Source organism: Streptomyces changanensis, from assembly GCF_024600715.1.
GTDB classification, from domain to species: Bacteria; Actinomycetota; Actinomycetes; order Streptomycetales; family Streptomycetaceae; genus Streptomyces; species Streptomyces changanensis.
Window position 1 is genome coordinate 4,346,959 of sequence record NZ_CP102332.1, and the last position, 18,838, is coordinate 4,365,796.

The following is an 18,838-nucleotide window of genomic DNA, read 5'->3' on the forward strand; positions in this document are numbered from 1 at the left end:
CAGGCTCGGCTCAAAACGAACGAGACCACCCTGTGATCGTGAACGGCGTGCCGACGGGGGCCGTAGTGCTGAATACTGCGGGAATGGCCGGTCCGGTGCGGTGAGCTGGAGGGGACGGTCGCGTGAGCGAGATACCTGGGACGGCGAACGGCGTCGTGTGGCAGAGCAACCCGCCTGGCTCGATCTACGACTACATCAGGGTCGCGTCGTTCTCCATCGGCCCCGACGGGCTCGTCGACCAGTGGAGCCTGCGGGCCGCCGAACTGTTCGGCGTGCCCGCGGAGGACGTCAGGGGCAAGGACCCCGTCGAGGCGTTCATCCCCGCCGAACTGCGCTCGCGCGGGCACCGCAAGGTCGCCGAGATCCTCGACGGCAAGGAGTGGACGGGCCTGGTCCCGTTCCGCGTCCCCGGTGAGCGCCACACCCGCGGCCTCGCCGAGGTCTACGTCATGCCGAGCGAGACCGAGCACGGCGAACGCGCCGCGCTCTGTATCGTCGTGGACGTACGTGCCCTCCGCCACATCGAGACCGACCTGGCCTCGTCACAGGCGATATTCGGCCAATCCCCCTTCGGGTTCCTGCTGTTCGGCCCGGACCTGAAGGTCCAGCGGGCCAACAAGCGCTTCGCCACCGTCTTCGGCGGCAGCGCCGACGACCACCGCGGACGGACCGTCCACGACTACCTGTCCCGCTCCGAGGCCGACCGGATGACCGCCGCGCTCCGCCGCGTCATGGAGACCGGCGAGTCCGTCACCGACCTGGAGTTCGTCGGGACGGTGCCCGGCTCCACCGACCGGCGCCACTGGTCGGTGAACCTCTACCGCGTGCACAGCGGCACCGGCCGCCCCATCGGCGTCGCCGGCCTCGGCACGGACGTCACCCGCCGTCACAACGCCGCGCGCGAGGCCGCCAACGCCCGCCGCAACCTCGCCCTCCTCAACGAGGCCACCGCCCGCATCGGCACCTCCCTGGACCTGGAGACCACCGCGCGCGAGCTCCTCGACGTCGCCGTCCCCGGCTTCTGCGACCTGGCGTCCGTCGACCTCTACCAGGGGCTCCTCAGCGGCGACGAGGCCCCGCCCGGGCGGGGCGGCGGACGCACCGCGGAACTCCGCCGCGTCGCCTTCGCCAGCGCCGTCTCCGACGCGCCTCTCGTCACCCCGCCCAGCGCCGGCACCCCCTGCTGCGAGACCGGCCCGACCCTCGTCGGCGCCGTGCACCGCTACCCCTTCCACTCGCCGTGCGCCCAGGCCCTGCGCACCGGCCGCCCCGCCCTGGTGCCCGCCGACGACGGCGGACTCGTGCACTCCACGCTCGCCGTGCCGATGGTCGCCCACGACACGGTCGTCGGCCTCGTGCAGTTCTCCCGCGCCAAGGGCAGCGAGCCGTTCGGCGAACGCGACCGGGCCCTCGCCGTGGAACTCGCCGCCCGCGCCGCCGTCTGCATCGACAACGCCCGCCTCTACCGCCGCGAGCACGAGCGGGCCCTGATCCTCCAGCGCAGCCTGCTGCCGCCCGGCGACCCCGAGGCCGCCGGGCTCGACATCGCCTGCCGGTACCTGCCGGGCAACGCCGCCACCGAGGTCGGCGGCGACTGGTTCGACGTCATCGACCTGCCCGGCCACCGCACCGCCCTCGTCGTCGGCGACGTCATGGGCCGCGGCCTGCGCGCGGCCGTCGCCATGGGCGAACTGCGCACCGCCGTCCGCACCCTGGCCCAGCTCGACCTGGAGCCGGCCGAGGTCCTCTCGCACCTCGACGAGATCACCCGCGGCCTCGGCGCCCCCATCGGCGCCCAGACCTCCCGCGCCGCCCACAAGCAGCGCGACCCCGAACTGTCCGAGGTGTACCTCGCGACCTGCGTCTACGCCGTGTACGACGCCGTCACGCGCCGCTGCACCTTCGCCAACGCCGGGCACCTGCCGCCCGTCCTCGTCGGACCCGGCCGGGAGGCCGAACTGCTCGACGTACCGCCGGGGATGCCGCTCGGCGTCGGCGGCGAACCCTTCGAGGAGGTCGAGGTCGAGCTGCCCGAGGACGCGCTGCTCGCCCTCTACACCGACGGGCTCGTCGAGTCGCGGGACCACCCGCTGGACGAGGGCCTGCAAGCGTTCCAGGAGGCCCTCACCGGGCCCCAGCGGCCCCTGGAGGACGTCTGCGACCACGTCCTCGGCAGCCTCGACACCCGCCACGGCCAGGACGACATCGCCCTGCTGATGGCGCGCGTGCGCGGCCTGCCCGCCGAGGCCGTCGGCGACTGGCGGCTGCCGCGCGAACCGCGCTCCGTGGGCCGCGCCCGCGAACTGGCCCGCGCCCAGCTCACCGCGTGGGACCTGGAACCCCTCGTCGACACCGTCGAACTGCTCGTCAGCGAACTCGTCACCAACGCCCTGCGGTACGGCGAGGGCGAGATCCGGCTGCGCCTGCTGCGCGACCGCACCCTCGTCTGCGAGGTGTGGGACGCGGGCCTCGTCCAGCCGCGGCGCCGACGCGCCCGCGACACCGACGAGGGAGGCCGCGGCCTCCAGCTCGTCGGGTTGCTCAGCGCGGGGTGGGGCTCGCGGCGCACGCCGCGCGGCAAGACGGTCTGGTTCGAACTCGCCCTACCCGACGGCGACGGCACGGCGGAGCCGACGGTCGACCAGCTGCTCAGCATGTTCTGACCACCGCGACCGGCACCGCGACCGGCACCGCGGCCGCCAGCGCGACCGTGTCCGCCTTCGCCTCCGCGCGGCTCCCGTCCCCGGGCCCCGCGGGCTCCTGGGCGGCCCGTCCCGCCGGACGGGTGCGGCTCCTGGGCGGGCCCGTCCCGCCGGACGGGTGCGGCTCCTGAGCGGCCCGTCCCGCCGGACGGGCGGGTCAGAAGGGGGCGTCGCCGGCCAGCCGGTCCCGGGTGCCCCCGCCACCGAAGCGGGCGGGGCCCCCGGGCCACCCGCTGCCGGGCATGTCGCCGGGCTCGCCGTCCGCCACGCCCCCGACGAGGATCCCGCCGAGCACCGCGCCGCCGACCCCGTCCCGGCCCCCGGGGCCCTCGGGACTCTCCTGCGGGGTGCCGCGCAGCCGGACGTCCTGCTCGGCGAGCGCCTGCGCCTGCCGGGCCAGCGCGTCCGCCCGCTGGGCGTCCGCCAGGGCCTCCCCCGGGTCCCGCGCCGCGGCTGCCTCCGTCAGGTGGTGCCGGGCCTGTGCGAGCCGCGTCCGCGCGACGCTCCCCACGGCGCCCCGGTGGGCCGTCACGTACACCTCTGCCGCGCCCGCCGCCGACCGGGCGGCGAGCAGCGCCTGCTCCAGGAACGCCCGCGACCGCCGCGTCCCCTCGTCCCGCGCCAGCGCCTCGTCCAGGGCGGCGTCCGCCTCCTCCAGCCGGCGCAGCGCGTCGACCGGGTCGTACCCGCCGGCCTCGACCGCCCGGCGCACGTCGCCGGCCACCGACTCCAGCCGCGCCGCGCGGCCCCGCAACCCGCCCGCCGAGGCGGCGCCGCCGGGCGCCCCCTCCAAGGTCCGCCGGGCCTCCGCGAGGTCCGCCTCCGCCTCGGCGAGCGCGTCCGGCAACCGCCCGGCCGCCCCGGCGATCTCCACCGCCCGCCGGTCCACGGCCTCGACCAGCTGGTCCGCCTGGTCCAGGGCTCCCTCGGCGGCCCGCAGGTACACGGCCGCCCGCCGCCCGTCCCCCGCCACGCCGTCGCCGGGGGTGCCGTGGCCGGCGTCCGGGGAGGCGGGGCGGCCGACGGCCCCGTGAGGGGTACCGGCACCGAGCCCGCCCGCGCCCGCCACGGGGTCGCGGGCACTGCCCGGTCCGGTGCCGGCGGTCCGGTCCGCCGGGGGGTCGGCGGTGTCGCCCGGCGGGCCGGGGTCCGTGGCGGGGTCCGCCGGGGCGCCGTCGGTGCCGGCCGGTCCGGGGCCGGTGGCGCCGTCAGCCCCCCGGTCGCCGGTGCCGTCCCGCTGCACGGCGCCGGTGCCGTCCGCCGCGCGGACCGGCGGGGCGTCCGGGGCGGGTGCGGCGAGGGCGGCGCGGGCGTGGGACAGGGCGGCCGCTGCGAAGTCCAGCCGGGCCCGGGCCACTTCGGGCGCGATCGCCACGGGCTCGGCGGCGGACCGCGCGTAACGGCCACGCATCGCGGTCAGCGCGGCCTCCGCCGTGGTGAGCCGCCCGACCAGCTCCCGGTGCGCCGCCTCCGCCGCTGCCAGGGCCACCGGAGCCGTGGCCTCCAGGTCGCGCAGCGTGTCGAAGTCCGGGGCCTCCTCGTCCAGGCGTCGCCCCGCGTCCGCGCAGCGGGCCACGACCTCCTCCAGTGCCGCCCGCCGGGCCGCCTCGTCCTCCGGGTGCCCGTCGTCCAGCCGCTGGCGCAGCCGGAACGCCGCCGCCACCTCATCCTCCGCGTACGCCAGTGCCTCGGCGGCGGACTTCACCGCCGCCTCGCCGTGCCCGGCCCGCGCCCAGGCCAGCTCCTCCCGGCTGGTGCGCAGCGCGTCGTCCGCCGCGACGAGGGCGCGCCGGGCCCGCTCGTCCAGCTCCGCCTCACGCGGTACGGCCGGGCCGCCGTGCGGCGTCGTGCGCGTCCGGACCCGCCGGCGGCGGGTGACGAAGGCGTACCCGGCCATCGCCAGCGCCGTCGCGAGCAGCGCCACCGGGACCACCAGGTCGACGCCGGGCGCCCCGCCCTCCGGAGCGGGCGCGCCCGGCGGGGCGGCGGCCACCGGTGCGGGCGGTTCCGCGCGCACGTCAGGGGCGGCGGCCACCGGTGCGGGCGGTTCCGCGCGCACGTCAGGGGCGGCGGGGCCCACCAGCCAGCACACCGCCGCCGTCACTCCGGCGATCAGGGCCACGAGGGCCCGGGTGGCACTGCGCATCACACGGGCGAGGTTAGGCGGTTCCCCGGTGTCCCGCGACCGCGCGTACGGCGCACCCATGTGAGCGAACCGTCCGGGCCCCGCCGCGGGAGGCGTTGCGCCGCACGGGTGGGGTTGGCGGGTCGCCCCGCCGTGTCGCCGACGCACCGGCCGTTCCGTCCCTTTCAGTGGACGGGCAATAGGTGTGATCATCTCCAAAGTTCAGAAACCGGACGAAGAGGAACAAGCCATGGCCCAGGTCGGCGCCCGCGCACTCCGGTCCGTCGCACTCCTCACCAGCGGGGTGCTCGCCGTCTCCGTACTCGCCGGCTGCAGCTCCGACGAGGAGGAGAGCAGCGCCCGCGCCGTGCCCGCGGACATCGCGGCGGCGCCGCGCGCACAGGTCAAGGACGGCGGAACCCTGCGGTGGGCGGTCGACGCGCTGCCCACCACCCTCAACGCCTTCCAGGCCGACGCGGACGCCACCACCGCGCGCATCACCGGCGCCGTCCTCCCCGCGCTCTTCACCCTCGACGAACGCGGCCGGCCGCAGCCCAACGGCGACTACCTGGAAACGGCGGAGATCGTCGAGCAGAAGCCGAAGCAGATCGTCCGCTACAAGCTCCGCCAGCAGGCCGTGTGGAGCGACGGCCGCGAGATCGGCGCTCCGGACTTCGTCGCCCAGTGGCGGGCCCTGAGCGGCCGCAACACCGCGTACTGGACCGCGCGCAACGCCGGTTACGAACGCATCGAGAAGATCGAGCGGGGCGCCTCCGACCTGGAGGTCCGGGTCACCTTCGCCAAGCCGTACGCGGACTGGAAGGCGCTCTTCACACCGCTGTACCCCAAGGAGGTCATGGGGTCGCCGGACACCTTCAACGACGGGGCGCGCACCCGGCTCGCCACGTCGGCGGGCCCGTTCCGCCTGAAGACGGTCGACACTGGGGCGGGCACGGTCACCCTCGTCCGCGACCCGCGCTGGTGGGGCGAGCCGGCCAAGCTCGACAGCCTCGTCCTGCGCGTCGTCCCGCGCGACCGGCGCGCCCAGGCGCTCACCGCGAAGACCGTCGACCTCGCCGCCGTCGACCCCGCCGTCGCCCAGCGCGTCACTCGCGCCACGGAGACGGCGAAGACCGCGCCGGGCGGGGCCCCGGCCGCCAGTGCCCCGGCCGGCGCGGCCGGTGCCACCGCCCAGGGCGCCCCCGCGCAGGCCCCCGCCGCCGCGGCCCGCACCCGGCAGGCGCGGACCGCCCAGGACGTCGAGCGCGACGCCCTGCGCGGCTACGTCGTCCGCCGGACCCTGGAGCCCGCCTACACCCAGCTCGCCCTCAACGGCGCGTCCGGACCGCTCGCCGACGAACGGGTGCGCCGCGCCATCGCCCGCGCCATCGACCGCCAGGAGCTGGCGCAGGCGGTCCTGGCCCCGCTGGGGCTGCCCGCCGAACCGGTCGGCTCCCACCTCGCGCTCGCCGGTCAGTACGCGTACGCCGACAGCAGCGGCGCCCTCGGCAACCAGGACACCGAGGAAGCGCTCGCCCTGCTGGCCGACGCCGGCTGGACCAAGGCGGGCGCGCGCCGGACCGCCGCCCCCAAGGCGGGCGCCGAGGCGTCCACCACCCCCTCCGGGGCCGCCTCGTCCTCCGCCCCCGCCTCGAAGGCGACCGCCTCCAAGGCGGTCGGCGCGGCGGCCAGGGCGGACGTGCCCTCCGACGAGGGCCTGTACATCGTCGGCGACGACAAGGCCGACCCGAAGGGCAGGCCCGGTACCCACGTCCTCGCCCCGGCCCCCGCGGCCGCCGTCCACAGCAGCCTCGTCTCCGCCCAGGCCCGGGCCCTCACGCGCGCCCTCACGGCCGCCGGAGCCGACGCCAAGGCCGACGACGCCAAGGCCGACGGTGACGCGAAGGAGCCGGGCGAGGGGCGGGCCGCCGCCAAGCCCGCGTCGGACGAGAAGAAGGCGACCGACGAGGAGAAGGCAGCCGACGGAAAGAAGGCCGCCGACGAGAAGAAGGCGACCGGCGCCAAGGAGACCGCCGACGCCAAGGAGGCCGCAGGCGCCAAGAAGGCCCCCGCCGCCGACGCCCCCGGTCCCCAGCGCCCCGAGGCGCAGGGCGGCGCCCCCGGCGCGTACGCCCCCGTCGGCACCGCCGCCCCCGGCAAGAAGGCGAAGCCGGCCGCCGGTCCGCTCGGCAAGGACGGCCGGCCGCTGACCCTGCGCTTCGTCCTGCCGTCCGGGCCCGGCTCCGAGGTGCTGCGCTCGGTCGGCGACCGGATCTCCCGGATGCTGGACCGCATCGGCGTCCGCACGGAGATCAGCAAGGTCCCGGACGAGAACTTCTTCAAGGACCACATCGCCTCGGGCGACTACGACCTGGCCCTGTACTCCTGGCCCGGCACGGCCTTCCCCGCCACCGACGGGCGGCCCATCTTCGCCAAGCCGGAGCCGGCCACCGACGGCTCCCTGCTGGTGGAGCAGAACTACACGCGGGTCGGCACGGACCACATCGACCAGCTCTTCGACCAGGCCGCCGCCGAGCTCGACGAGAAGGCCGCCCGCGACCTGGTCCGCCGGGCCGACGCCCGGATCTGGGCCGCCGCCGGCTCGATCCCGCTCTTCCAGCGGCCCGAGCTCGTGGCGGCGCGGAAGGACGTCGTCAACGCGGGCGCCTTCGGCTTCGCGACGCCCCGCTACGAGAACATCGGGTTCGCCGCGCGCAAGGCCGGGTGAACCCCCGGGGAACAAGAGCGCGGAGCCCCTCCGATCCGTTGCCCGCCGGCCCCGCCGGCGGGCACGATCATGCCCGGGAGGCCGAGTGTGCGGCAGCCCCGTACCATGGACACAGCCGTGGCGCGTCCGCCCGGCGGGCGTACGAGGAACAAAGAGACGCCGCACCCACGATCCGAGAGAAGCGCAAGCCACTCATGCCCACGCGCCACGACATCCGTAACGTAGCCATCGTCGCCCACGTCGACCACGGCAAGACGACCATCGTCGACGCCATGCTCAAGCAGGCCGGCGCCTTCGCCGCGCACCAGCTGGACTCCGTCGACGACCGCATGATGGACTCGAACGACCTGGAGCGTGAGAAGGGCATCACGATCCTGGCCAAGAACACCGCCGTGAAGTACCACCCCAAGGACGGCGGGGCCCCGATCACGATCAACATCATCGACACCCCCGGCCACGCCGACTTCGGCGGCGAGGTCGAGCGCGGCCTGTCGATGGTGGACGGCGTGGTGCTGCTCGTGGACGCCTCCGAGGGCCCGCTCCCGCAGACCCGCTTCGTGCTCCGCAAGGCGCTCCAGCGCCGGATGCCGGTCATCCTCTGCATCAACAAGACGGACCGCCCCGACTCCCGGATCGACGAGGTCGTCAACGAGACCTACGACCTGTTCCTCGACCTGGACGCGGACGAGGAGCAGATCGAGTTCCCGATCGTCTACGCCTGCGGCCGCGACGGCATCGCCTCGCTGACCAAGCCGGAGGACGGCACGGTCCCGGCGGACTCCACCAACCTGGAGCCGTTCTTCTCCACCATCCTGGAGCACATCCCGGCCCCGACGTTCGACGAGGAGGCCCCGCTCCAGGCGCACGTCACCAACCTGGACGCCGACAACTTCCTCGGCCGCATCGCGCTGCTCCGTGTCGAGCAGGGCGAGCTGCGCAAGGGCCAGACGGTCGCGTGGATCAAGCGTGACGGCACCGTCTCCAACGTCCGCATCAGCGAGCTGATGATGACCGAGGCGCTCACCCGCAAGCCGGCCGAGGTGGCGGGCCCCGGTGACATCTGCGCCGTCGCCGGCATCCCGGACATCATGATCGGCGAGACGCTGGCCGACCCGGAGAACCCGATCGCGCTGCCGCTCATCACGGTCGACGAGCCGGCGATCTCGATGGTCATCGGTACGAACACCTCCCCGCTGGTCGGCCGCGGCGCCACCGGCAAGGGCGCGGACAACAAGGCGGCCGTCAAGGACCGCAAGGTCACCGCCCGCCAGGTGAAGGACCGCCTCGACCGCGAGCTGGTCGGCAACGTCTCGCTGCGCGTCCTGGACACCGAGCGCCCCGACGCCTGGGAGGTGCAGGGCCGCGGTGAGCTGGCGCTGGCCATCCTGGTCGAGCAGATGCGCCGCGAGGGCTTCGAGCTGACCATCGGCAAGCCGCAGGTGGTCACCAAGGAGATCGACGGCAAGGTCCACGAGCCGGTCGAGCGCATGACGATCGACGTGCCCGAGGAGCACATGGGCGCCGTCACGCAGCTCATGGGCGTCCGCAAGGGCCGCATGGACAACATGTCCAACCACGGCTCCGGCTGGGTCCGCATGGAGTTCGTCGTGCCGTCCCGCGGCCTCATCGGCTTCCGTACCGAGTTCCTGACCCAGACGCGCGGCACGGGCATCGCCCACTCCATCCACGAGGGCCACGAGCCGTGGTTCGGCACCCTGCAGACCCGCAACAACGGCTCGCTGGTCGCCGACCGCTCCGGCGCCGTCACCGCCTTCGCGATGACCAACCTCCAGGAGCGCGGCGTGCTCTTCGTGGAGCCGGGCACCGAGGTGTACGAGGGCATGATCGTCGGTGAGAACTCCCGTTCCGACGACATGGACGTCAACATCACCAAGGAGAAGAAGCTCACGAACATGCGGTCGTCCTCGGCCGACTCGTTCGAGGCGATCGTCCCGCCGCGCAAGCTGTCGCTGGAGCAGTCCCTGGAGTTCTGCCGCGACGACGAGTGCGTCGAGGTGACCCCGGAGGCCGTCCGCATCCGCAAGGTCAACCTGGACGGGCGCGAGCGCGCCCGTGCGGCCTCCCGCGCCAAGCACGGCTGACGCCGCGGCAGCACCAGCGCACACAGCAGCACAACAGGACGCGCGCCACGGCGCGCGGGCCCACCGACGGCCGCCGGGTTCCCACCCGGCGGCCGTCGGTCGTTCCCGAGGGGGGCCGGTGGGGGCGGTGCGACGGTCGGTGCGCGTCGTCTCCGCGTGCGCCGCGGGCGGTGCCGCGCGGTACGTCCGACGGGTTCACGTCAACGTGTTTTCGATCGCGAAGCGTCCGGTTATCGATCGTCGCTCTCCGGAACATGTGTTAACAGTCCGTTTCGCGGGTGTCTGTCTGTGCTCAGTTTGTCTGGATTTCGGGCAGCGGCACTTGGGCGATGTTGTCAAAACGAGACCCTTTAAGTGTGGTTTACAGCCCGGACGTACTTAATAGTTGGCTCCACTGAGCTCGGGTCGATGGGTCACGCGCTGTGGGGAGCGCCGACTCACGAGCACACGTGGTACAGCACTTCGCCGTCAGGGGTGTCGGCGGAGTGCCCCGTACCCAACCATGCAGTGATACGTGGACTCATGAGGAGGAACCCATGCGCGGTGCCACGAGCGCCAGTGGGGTCGGGTCGTCGCAGCTGGCTCCAACGGCCGGTCACCCGTGTACGTCAACCGGTCGGGCCGCCTGCAGCGGTCGGCGATTCTGAGACCCGGTCAACCGCTCGGCTCGCGCTCCTTTGGGGGGTAATCCACCCCTGCCGACCTTCCCTTCCGGCCTCCCGCCACGGGTCCCACCCGTCCGGCGGGCGGTGCTGCCGCCTTACCCCTTCACGGGTGCCCGGCATGCCCGAAAGGCTCGTGAGGAACGTCGGGCAGCGGATCCGACGGACCGGGTGCACACCACCCGGTCGTCGCCGCACGCGCAGGACCGCGGGTCATCCGACACCCGTGAAATGGACACACCATGACCAGTCCAATTGAGATCGAAGGCCGCGAAGCCTCCGTCGCCTTGGACAAAGACACCACGGCCAAGACCGACGCCACGGAGGAGAAGCAGCAGGGCCACCAGGGCCGTTCGCCCGGGCAGCTGATGTGGATGCGCTTCAAGCGCGACCGCGTCGGCGTCGTCTCCGCCTTCGTGGTGCTCTCCTACTTCGTCATCGGCGCCCTCGCGCCCGTCATCTCCGCGCTGTACGGCAAGGACCCGTACACCCTGTACCCCACGGTGCCGGGTCACGAGAACGTGCTCGACGACTTCGGCATGCCGTACGGCACCTTCGGCGGCGTCTCCGGCGAGTTCTGGTTCGGTGTCGAGCCCAACCTCGGCCGCGACGTGTTCACCATGCTCGTCTACGGCATCCGCACGTCGCTGTACATGGCCGTGGTGCTGACGGTCCTGGCCGTGGTCACCGGTGTCGTCATCGGCATGGTCGGCGGCTTCTTCGGCGGCAAGGTCGACTACTGGCTCGGCCGGACCACCGACTTCTTCCTCGCCTTCCCGAGCCAGCTCTTCTTCATCGCCTTCATGCCCGTCGTGACCGCGATGTTCGTCGACCCGCGGGACGAGACGCCGACCTACCTCCGGGCCGTCGCCATCCTCCTCGTGATGTGGTTCCTCGGCTGGATGGGCATGGCCCGCCTCGTGCGCAGCTCCGTACTGACCCTGCGGGAGCGGGAGTTCGTCGAGGCCGCGCTCGTGTCGGGCGCCTCACGGTGGCGGATCGTCCGCAAGGAGATCCTGCCGAACATCGTGACGCCGATCCTGGTGCAGGGCACGTACATGCTGCCCAGCGCCATCCTCAGTATCGCGTTCCTCTCGTACGTCGGGGTCGGCTTCGTCGAGCCGACCCCGGACTGGGGCCGCATGTTCGCCATCGGCTCGAGGATCTACCAGCAGGACCCGGCGTTCATGATCTTCCCCGGCGTCGCTCTCGTGGTCTTCGTCCTCGCCTTCAACCTGCTCGGCGACTCGGTCCGCGACGCGTTCGACCCCAAGACCGGACGGTGACGTCCACGTGCGGGGGAGCTGCCGCCCCCGCACCGGGCAACCGGACGGCAGGCAGCACTTTTCTGGACAACCACTCACAGGTAGGTGCACAAGCATCATGAAGTCCATCCGATCGCGTTCCACGAGCGCCATAGTCGTCGCCATGGCGGCCGGCTCCCTCGTGTTGGCCGGCTGCAGCAGCAACAACGGCGGTAGCGGCCCCAAGGACAAGGCCCCCGACGCCAGCCACGCCGCCGAGCAGTCGAAGCCGGTCGCCTACGGCGACGCCGCTGCCTCCACCGGTCCCGCCAAGGAGGTCGCCGGTGCGAAGTCCGGCGGCTTCATCGAGGTCTACCAGCAGTCCGACCTCAGCCACATGGACCCGGGCCAGATCTACGTCTCCGACGCCGGCCAGTTCGCCAACCTGGTCCACCGCAAGCTGACGAACTACCAGGAGGACGCCAAGGGCAACCTGACCGTCGTCGGTGACATCGCCACCGACTCCGGCCAGACCACCGACGGCGGCAAGACCTGGAAGTACACGCTGAAGGACGGCATCAAGGACGAGGACGGCAACGTCATCACCTCGGCCGACATCCGCCACTCCATCGAGCGCCTGTACTCGAAGGTCATCTTCGACGGCCCGACGTTCGTCCAGACCTGGCTCTCCGGCACGGACTACCGCAAGGCGCTGCCGGACGGCCCGTACAAGGGCAAGCACCTGCCGAACACCGTCCTGGAGACCCCGGACGCCAAGACGGTCATCTTCAAGTTCAACCAGCCGCGCCCCGACCTGCCGCAGGCGCTCGCGATGGCCGGCTACGGCATCGTCCCCGCCAAGCAGGACACCAAGGAGAAGTACGACAAGGCGCCCAAGGCGCTCGGCCCGTACAAGCTCACCGAGTACAAGGCCGGCAAGTCCTTCAAGCTCGTGCGCAACACGCACTGGGACCCGAAGACCGACGCGGTCCGCCACCAGTACGTGGACGGCTACAACTTCACCAACACCGTCGACGCGGCCAGCCAGACCAAGCGTCTGATCGCCGACCAGGGCGAGGCGAAGAACGCCATCCAGTTCACCGACTCGGTCGAGACCACGCTCGTCCGCGACGTCGTGACCAAGCCCGCGGTCAACAAGCGCACCGTCAAGGGCTACCAGCCCTACGTCTGGCAGCTCACGTTCAACATGGACAAGCTGAAGGACAAGAAGGTCCGCGACGCGATCACGTACGCGATCCCGAACGAGCGGATGATCCAGGCCGACGGCGGCAAGTACGGCGGCGAGATCGCCGGCGGTCTGTTCGCCCCGACCCTGCCGGGCCACGACCCGAACTACGACCCCTTCGGCAAGAAGAAGAAGCCGAACGGCGACCCGGAGAAGGCCAAGCAGCTGCTGAAGGAGGCCGGCGTCAAGGAGGGCACCAAGCTGACGTACGCGTACTCCAACACCCCGCGCGGCCAGAAGCAGTCGGTCATCATCAGGGACGCGCTCAACGCGATCGGCTTCAACGTCCAGCTGAAGGAGGTCGAGCGCGCGAGCTACTACGAGCAGATCGGCAAGGTCAAGAACCCGTACGACCTGTACATGACCGGTTGGGGCCAGGACTGGTCGTCCCCCTCGACCGTCGTCACCCCGGTCTACGACGGCAAGCTGATCTCCGACGGCGGTTCGAACTACTCGCACATCAACGACGCGAAGGTCAACTCCCTGATCGAGGAGGCCCTGAAGCTCCAGCCGGAGCAGGCCGCCGCGAAGTGGGAGGAGGCGCACAAGCGCATCGTCGAGGAGATCAACCCGGCCGCCCCGGTCTACTACTCGAAGCAGATGCAGCTCTTCGGCTCCAACATCGGTGGTGCCCGCTACAGCACCAACTCGAGCTACATCAACATCAACGACCTGTTCGTGAAGCAGCCGTAGTCCCGGACATCGGCTGACCCGTGGGGGTGCGCGCCAGGCGGAGCGCGCCCCCACGGGCCCTGAACCCCTCACCGCCCCGCCGCTTCCGAAGAGAGCAGCTGCCCGCCATGCTTCAGTTCCTCATCCGCAGGGTGATCGGCGCGTTCGTGATCATGTTTTTGATCGGCGCCTTCACGTTCTTCCTGTTCTACACAATCCCCCAGGACTTCGCCGCCCTCTCCTGTGGCAAGAACTGCTCGCCGGAGAACCTGGCCGTCATCCGGGAGAACCTCGGACTCGACAAGCCCATCACCACACAGTTCTGGACCTTCATGGTGGGCATCGTCGCCGGGCGCGATTTCGCACAGGGCCACTGCGCCGCGCCGTGCCTGGGCATGTCCTTCGACTCGGGTGACTTCGTCTGGGACTCGATCGTCGACCGCTTCCCGCTGACGCTCTCGCTCACCATCGGCGGGCTCATCATCTTCCTGGTGCTCGGTCTCGGGTCCGGCATGCTCGCCGCCTGGAAGCGCGGTACGAAGGCCGACAAGTTCGTCTCCGGCGCCTCGATGGTGCTGAGCTCCTTCCAGATCTACTTCCTCGGCGCGGTCGTCCTCGGCGTCATGGTCTACCAGACGGGCTGGATGGAGAACCCCAGCTACACGCCGTTCACCGAGGACCCGCTCGCCTGGGCCACCGGCCTGCTCATCCCGTGGGCCGTGATGGCGACGATCTTCACCGCGCAGTACACCCGTATGGCGCGCTCCACGATGATCGAGCAGCTCCAGGAGGAGCACGTCCGCACGGCGAAGGCCAAGGGCATGGCGCAGCGGTACGTCTTCTTCCGGTACGCCTGGCGCGGGTCCCTGACGCCCATCGTGACCATCATCGGCATGGACCTCAGCGCGCTGCTCTCCGGCGCGGTCGTCACCGAGTTCACCTTCGACCTGGCCGGCATCGGCCGCCTCGCGGTCGACGCCTCGATCAGCAAGGACCTGCCGCTGACGATGGGCGTGATGCTGTTCGGCGCCTTCTTCATCCTGCTGCTGAACATCGTCGTGGACATCGCCTACGCCTACATCGACCCGCGCGTACGCCTCGCCTAGGAGAACGACCGTGACCACACTGACCAAGACCGAAGACACGCCGGCCCCGACCGGGCCGGGGGGCTTCCTCTCGGTCCGCGACCTGCGCGTGGCCTTCTCCACCGAGGACGGCGTCGTCCGGGCCGTCGACGGCCTCTCCTTCGACATCGAGCGCGGCAAGACGCTGGGCATCGTCGGCGAGTCGGGCTCCGGCAAGTCCGTGACCAACCTGACGGTCCTCGGCCTGCACAACCGCAAGTCGACGGACATCCAGGGCGAGATCATCCTGGACGGCCAGGAGCTGACCACCGCCTCCGAGAAGGAGCTGGAGAAGATCCGCGGCAACAAGGCCGCCATGATCTTCCAGGACCCGCTGACCGCGCTCTCCCCGTACTACACGGTGGGCCGGCAGCTCTCCGAGCCGTTCATGAAGCACCGCGGCGCCTCCAAGAAGGAGGCGAAGGAACGCGCGATCGAGATGCTGACCAAGGTCGGCATCCCGCAGCCGCAGACCCGCTTCGACGACTACCCGCACCAGTTCTCCGGCGGCATGCGCCAGCGTGCCATGATCGCCATGGCGCTGATGTGCGACCCCGAGCTGCTCATCGCCGACGAGCCGACCACCGCGCTCGACGTGACCGTGCAGGCCCAGATCCTGGACCTGCTGCGCGACCTCCAGCAGGAGTTCGGCTCGGCGATCATCTTCATCACCCACGACCTCGGCGTCATCGCCAACATGGCCGACGACCTGCTGGTGATGTACGCGGGCCGGGCCGTCGAGCGCGGCAGCGTCCGCGAGGTGCTGCGCGAGCCGAAGCACCCCTACACCTGGGGCCTGCTCAGCTCGATGCCGCGTCTCGGCGGTGACACCAGCGAGCCGCTCGTGCCGATCCCCGGCACCCCGCCGAGCCTGCTGAACCCGCCCAACGGCTGCCGCTTCCACCCGCGGTGCCGCTTCAAGGACGAGGTCCCCGGCGACCGCTGCTCGACCGAGCGGCCCCTGCTGGCGGACGGCCGCGCCGCGGCCTGCCACCTCACGGCGGAGCAGAAGCAGTCCATCTTCATCGACCAGATCAAGCCCCGGCTGGGCTAGGAGTCGCAGAGACATGAGCGAGAACGTCACTCTGCCGCAGCAGGGAACACCGCAGCAGGGAGAACCGCTGCTGAAGGTCGAAGGGCTGACGAAGCACTTCCCCATCTACGGCGGCTTCCCCTTCAAGCGACAGGTCGGCGCCGTCAAGGCGGTCGACGGGGTGGACCTCACCGTCCACCGGGGCGAGGCGCTGGGCCTGGTCGGTGAGTCCGGCTGCGGCAAGTCGACCACCGGCCGGCTGATCACCCGCCTGCTGGAGCCCACCGGCGGCCGGATCGAGTACGCCGGCATCGACATCACGCACGCCAAGCGCAAGCAGATGGCACCGATCCGGTCCGAGATCCAGATGATCTTCCAGGACCCGTACTCGTCGCTGAACCCGCGCCAGACCGTCGGCTCGATCATCAAGAGCCCGATGGAGGTCAACGGGATCAACCCGCCCGGTGGCCGCGAGAAGCGCGTCCGCGAGCTGCTCGAGACGGTCGGCCTGAACCCGGAGCACTACAACCGCTTCCCGCACGAGTTCTCCGGCGGTCAGCGCCAGCGCATCGGCGTCGCCCGTGCCCTGGCGCTGGAGCCGAAGCTGATCGTCGCGGACGAGCCGGTGTCGGCCCTGGACGTGTCGATCCAGGCGCAGGTCGTGAACCTGCTGCAGAAGGTCCAGGAAGAGATGGGCATCGCCTTCCTCTTCATCGCCCACGACCTGGCGGTCGTCCGGCACTTCTCGCAGCGCGTCGCGGTGATGTACCTGGGCAAGGTCGTGGAGGTCGCCGACCGCGACGCCCTGTACAACCGGCCCCGCCACCCGTACACGCACGCCCTGCTGTCGGCCGTGCCGGAGGCGACCGTCGACGAGCCGCAGCGCGAGCGCATCCGCCTCGCGGGCGACGTGCCGTCCCCGATCAACCCGCCGTCCGGCTGCCGGTTCCGCACCCGCTGCTGGAAGGCGCAGGACAAGTGCGCCACGGACGATCCGCCGCTCGTGCAGATCGCCGGCAACTCCGAGGGGCACCTGACCGCGTGCCACTTCCCGGAGGAGCCGACGATCAGGTCGGGCAAGGAGGTCGTCCTGGACCCGGCGCTCGCGTCCCTGGAGTCCGACGCCAAGTAGTCCGTCCGCGTACCGAGGCCCCCCGCCACCCGGCGGGGGGCCTTCCGGCGTACCCGGGACGCGCAGCCGGGGGGCTGTGACCGGTGCCGGGGGGCTGTGACCGGTGCCGGGGGGCTGTGACCGGTGCCGTAGGCGGGAGGTGCGGCCGGGAGCGGGCCACGTACCGGCCCGCCCCGTGCCCGGGACCCGCCCCGTGCCGAACCCCGCGACCGAGCCCGGACGCGGCCCCCGGCCCGGCACCCCGTTGGGTGCCGTGCGCGTGCACGGCCCACCACCCTGGGGCGATAGTGGGCCTACCTACCGCAAACCGGCACGGAACCCCCCAGGAGGCAGCCATGCGCGGAGCCAGCCAGCCCACGAAGTGGGTCGCCTGTGCCGTCGCCGTCGTGCTCGCCGCGTCCGCGACCGCGTGTGGCGGCGGGAACGGGGCCGGCGGCGACGGGATCCTCAGCTCCTCCTGGGGCGACCCCCAAAACCCCCTGGAGCCCGCCAACACCAACGAGGTCCAGGGCGGCAAGGTCCTCGACATGATCTTCCGCGGCCTCAAGCGGTACGACCCGGAGACCGGCGAGGCCAAGGACATGGTCGCCGAGAGGATCGACACGTCGGACTCGCAGAACTTCACCGTCACCCTGAAGGAGGGGTGGACCTTCAGCAACGGTGAGAAGGTCACCGCGAAGTCCTTCGTCGACGCCTGGAACTACGCCGCCCACCTCGACAGCAAGCAGAACAACGCCCCCTTCTTCGCCGACATCGTGGGGTACGAGGACGTCCACCCCGAGGCCGGCAGCCCCAAGTCGAAGACGATGCGCGGCCTCGTCGTCAAGGACGAGCGCACCTTCACCGTGGCACTGACGGACAAGTTCTCCACCTGGCCGGAGACCCTCGGGTACCAGGCGTTCATGCCGCTGCCGCAGGCGTTCTTCGCCGACCGTGCCGCGTGGCTGGACAAGCCCGTCGGCAACGGCCCGTACACCATCGAGGCGTACACCAAGGGCAGCGAGATGCGGCTGCGCCGCTGGGACGGCTACCAGGGCCCGGACAAGGCGCAGAACGCCGGTGTCGACCTGCGCGTCTACACCGACAACAACACCGCCTACCAGGACCTGATCTCCGGCAACCTCGACCTGGTCGACGACGTGCCCGCGCAGCAGCTGAAGAACGTCGAGGGCGACCTCGGCGACCGGTACATCAACCAGCCGGCGCTGATCATCCAGACGCTGTTCTTCCCCTTCTACCGGCCCGAGTGGTCCAAGCCCGGCATGGAGAAGGTCCGCGTCGGGCTCTCCAAGGCGATCAACCGCGAGCAGATCACCCGGCAGATCTTCCAGGGCACCCGCACCCCGGCCAAGGACTGGACCTCCCCGGCCCTCGGCGAGCAGGGCGGCTACTCCGACATCTGCGGCGACGCGTGCGTGTTCGACGCCGCCGAGGCGAAGCGGCTCATCGAGGAGGGCGGCGGCCTGCCCGGCGGCAGGATCACGCTCACCTCGAACGTCGACACCGGATCGCACCGCCAGTGGATGGACGCGGTGTGCAACAGCGTCAACAACGTCCTGGGCCGCGGCCCCGTCTGCACCGTCAACCCCGTCGGCACCTTCGCCGACTTCCGCAACCAGGTCTCCAACGCCCGCGTCACCGGTCCCTTCCGCTCCGGCTGGCAGGCCGACTACCCGCTCATCCAGAACTTCCTGGAGCCCCTGTACTACACCGGCGCCTCCTCCAACTACGGCAAGTTCAGCAACCAGCGCTTCGACGCCCTCGTCGACCGCGCCAACGCCGAGGCCGACGAGGCCGCCGCCGTGAAGCTCTTCCAGGACGCCGAGCGCATCCTCGCCGACCAGATGCCGGCCATCCCCCTCTGGTACCAGAACGGCAGCGCGGGGTACTCCGAGCGGCTCTCCGAGGTGAAGCTCAACCAGTTCAGCGTCCCCGTGTACGAGGCGATCAAGGTCGGCTGACCCCGCGCCACGGGCCCCGCGCAGCGGACCGCCCCGGGCCCGGGCCCCACCCCCGCCACGGGCCCCGGCCCCACCGCCGGCTCCTGGCACGGGAGACCCGCCACCCG

Annotated in this window: 10 protein-coding genes; 9 read left to right on the plus strand and 1 reads right to left on the minus strand. The window is 71.8% G+C overall.

Going from position 1 to position 18,838, the window contains the following annotated elements; all coding sequences use genetic code 11:
- Nucleotides 1-122 precede the first annotated feature (122 nt).
- Complete coding sequence (locus tag NRO40_RS19465) at nt 123-2,663, plus strand: SpoIIE family protein phosphatase (protein WP_058940593.1); 2,541 nt, start codon at nt 123-125, stop codon at nt 2,661-2,663.
- Nucleotides 2,664-2,859: 196 nt separating this feature from the next.
- Here the strand turns inward: NRO40_RS19465 and NRO40_RS19470 are convergent, their stop codons facing one another.
- Complete coding sequence (locus NRO40_RS19470) at nt 2,860-4,848, minus strand: hypothetical protein (RefSeq protein ID WP_058940594.1); 1,989 nt, start codon at nt 4,846-4,848, stop codon at nt 2,860-2,862.
- A gap of 229 nt (nt 4,849-5,077) precedes the next feature.
- Here NRO40_RS19470 and NRO40_RS19475 point away from each other — a divergent pair, with 229 nt between their 5' ends.
- The 8 genes from NRO40_RS19475 to NRO40_RS19510 all read left to right on the plus strand — a co-directional run bounded on the left by NRO40_RS19475 (nt 5,078) and on the right by NRO40_RS19510 (nt 18,731).
- Entirely contained in the window at nt 5,078-7,555 is a 2,478-nt protein-coding gene (locus NRO40_RS19475; RefSeq protein ID WP_058940595.1) for an ABC transporter substrate-binding protein, read from the plus strand.
- A gap of 194 nt (nt 7,556-7,749) precedes the next feature.
- Nucleotides 7,750-9,657 carry a translational GTPase TypA gene (gene typA / locus NRO40_RS19480; RefSeq protein WP_058940596.1) on the plus strand — a complete coding sequence of 636 codons (1,908 nt, stop codon included), beginning with the start codon at nt 7,750-7,752 and terminating at the stop codon, nt 9,655-9,657.
- 904 nt (nt 9,658-10,561) lie between these two features.
- Nucleotides 10,562-11,605 carry an ABC transporter permease gene (locus tag NRO40_RS19485; RefSeq protein ID WP_058940597.1) on the plus strand — a complete coding sequence of 348 codons (1,044 nt, stop codon included), beginning with the start codon at nt 10,562-10,564 and terminating at the stop codon, nt 11,603-11,605.
- Between the two features lie 97 nt (nt 11,606-11,702).
- The gene (locus tag NRO40_RS19490) at nt 11,703-13,502 is read left to right on the plus strand and encodes an ABC transporter substrate-binding protein (RefSeq protein WP_058940598.1); all 1,800 of its coding nucleotides are present in this window, start codon (nt 11,703-11,705) and stop codon (nt 13,500-13,502) included.
- A gap of 107 nt (nt 13,503-13,609) precedes the next feature.
- Nucleotides 13,610-14,587: an ABC transporter permease gene (locus NRO40_RS19495; protein WP_058940599.1), complete on the plus strand. Its 978-nt coding sequence runs from the start codon at nt 13,610-13,612 to the stop codon at nt 14,585-14,587.
- Nucleotides 14,588-14,597: 10 nt separating this feature from the next.
- Nucleotides 14,598-15,659 carry an ABC transporter ATP-binding protein gene (locus NRO40_RS19500; protein ID WP_058940600.1) on the plus strand — a complete coding sequence of 354 codons (1,062 nt, stop codon included), beginning with the start codon at nt 14,598-14,600 and terminating at the stop codon, nt 15,657-15,659.
- Nucleotides 15,660-15,672: 13 nt separating this feature from the next.
- Nucleotides 15,673-16,770: an ABC transporter ATP-binding protein gene (locus tag NRO40_RS19505; RefSeq protein WP_058940601.1), complete on the plus strand. Its 1,098-nt coding sequence runs from the start codon at nt 15,673-15,675 to the stop codon at nt 16,768-16,770.
- Nucleotides 16,771-17,105: 335 nt separating this feature from the next.
- Nucleotides 17,106-18,731 (plus strand): peptide ABC transporter substrate-binding protein, encoded by a 1,626-nt coding sequence (locus tag NRO40_RS19510; protein ID WP_058940602.1) that lies wholly within the window; start codon nt 17,106-17,108, stop codon nt 18,729-18,731.
- Nucleotides 18,732-18,838 lie beyond the last annotated feature (107 nt).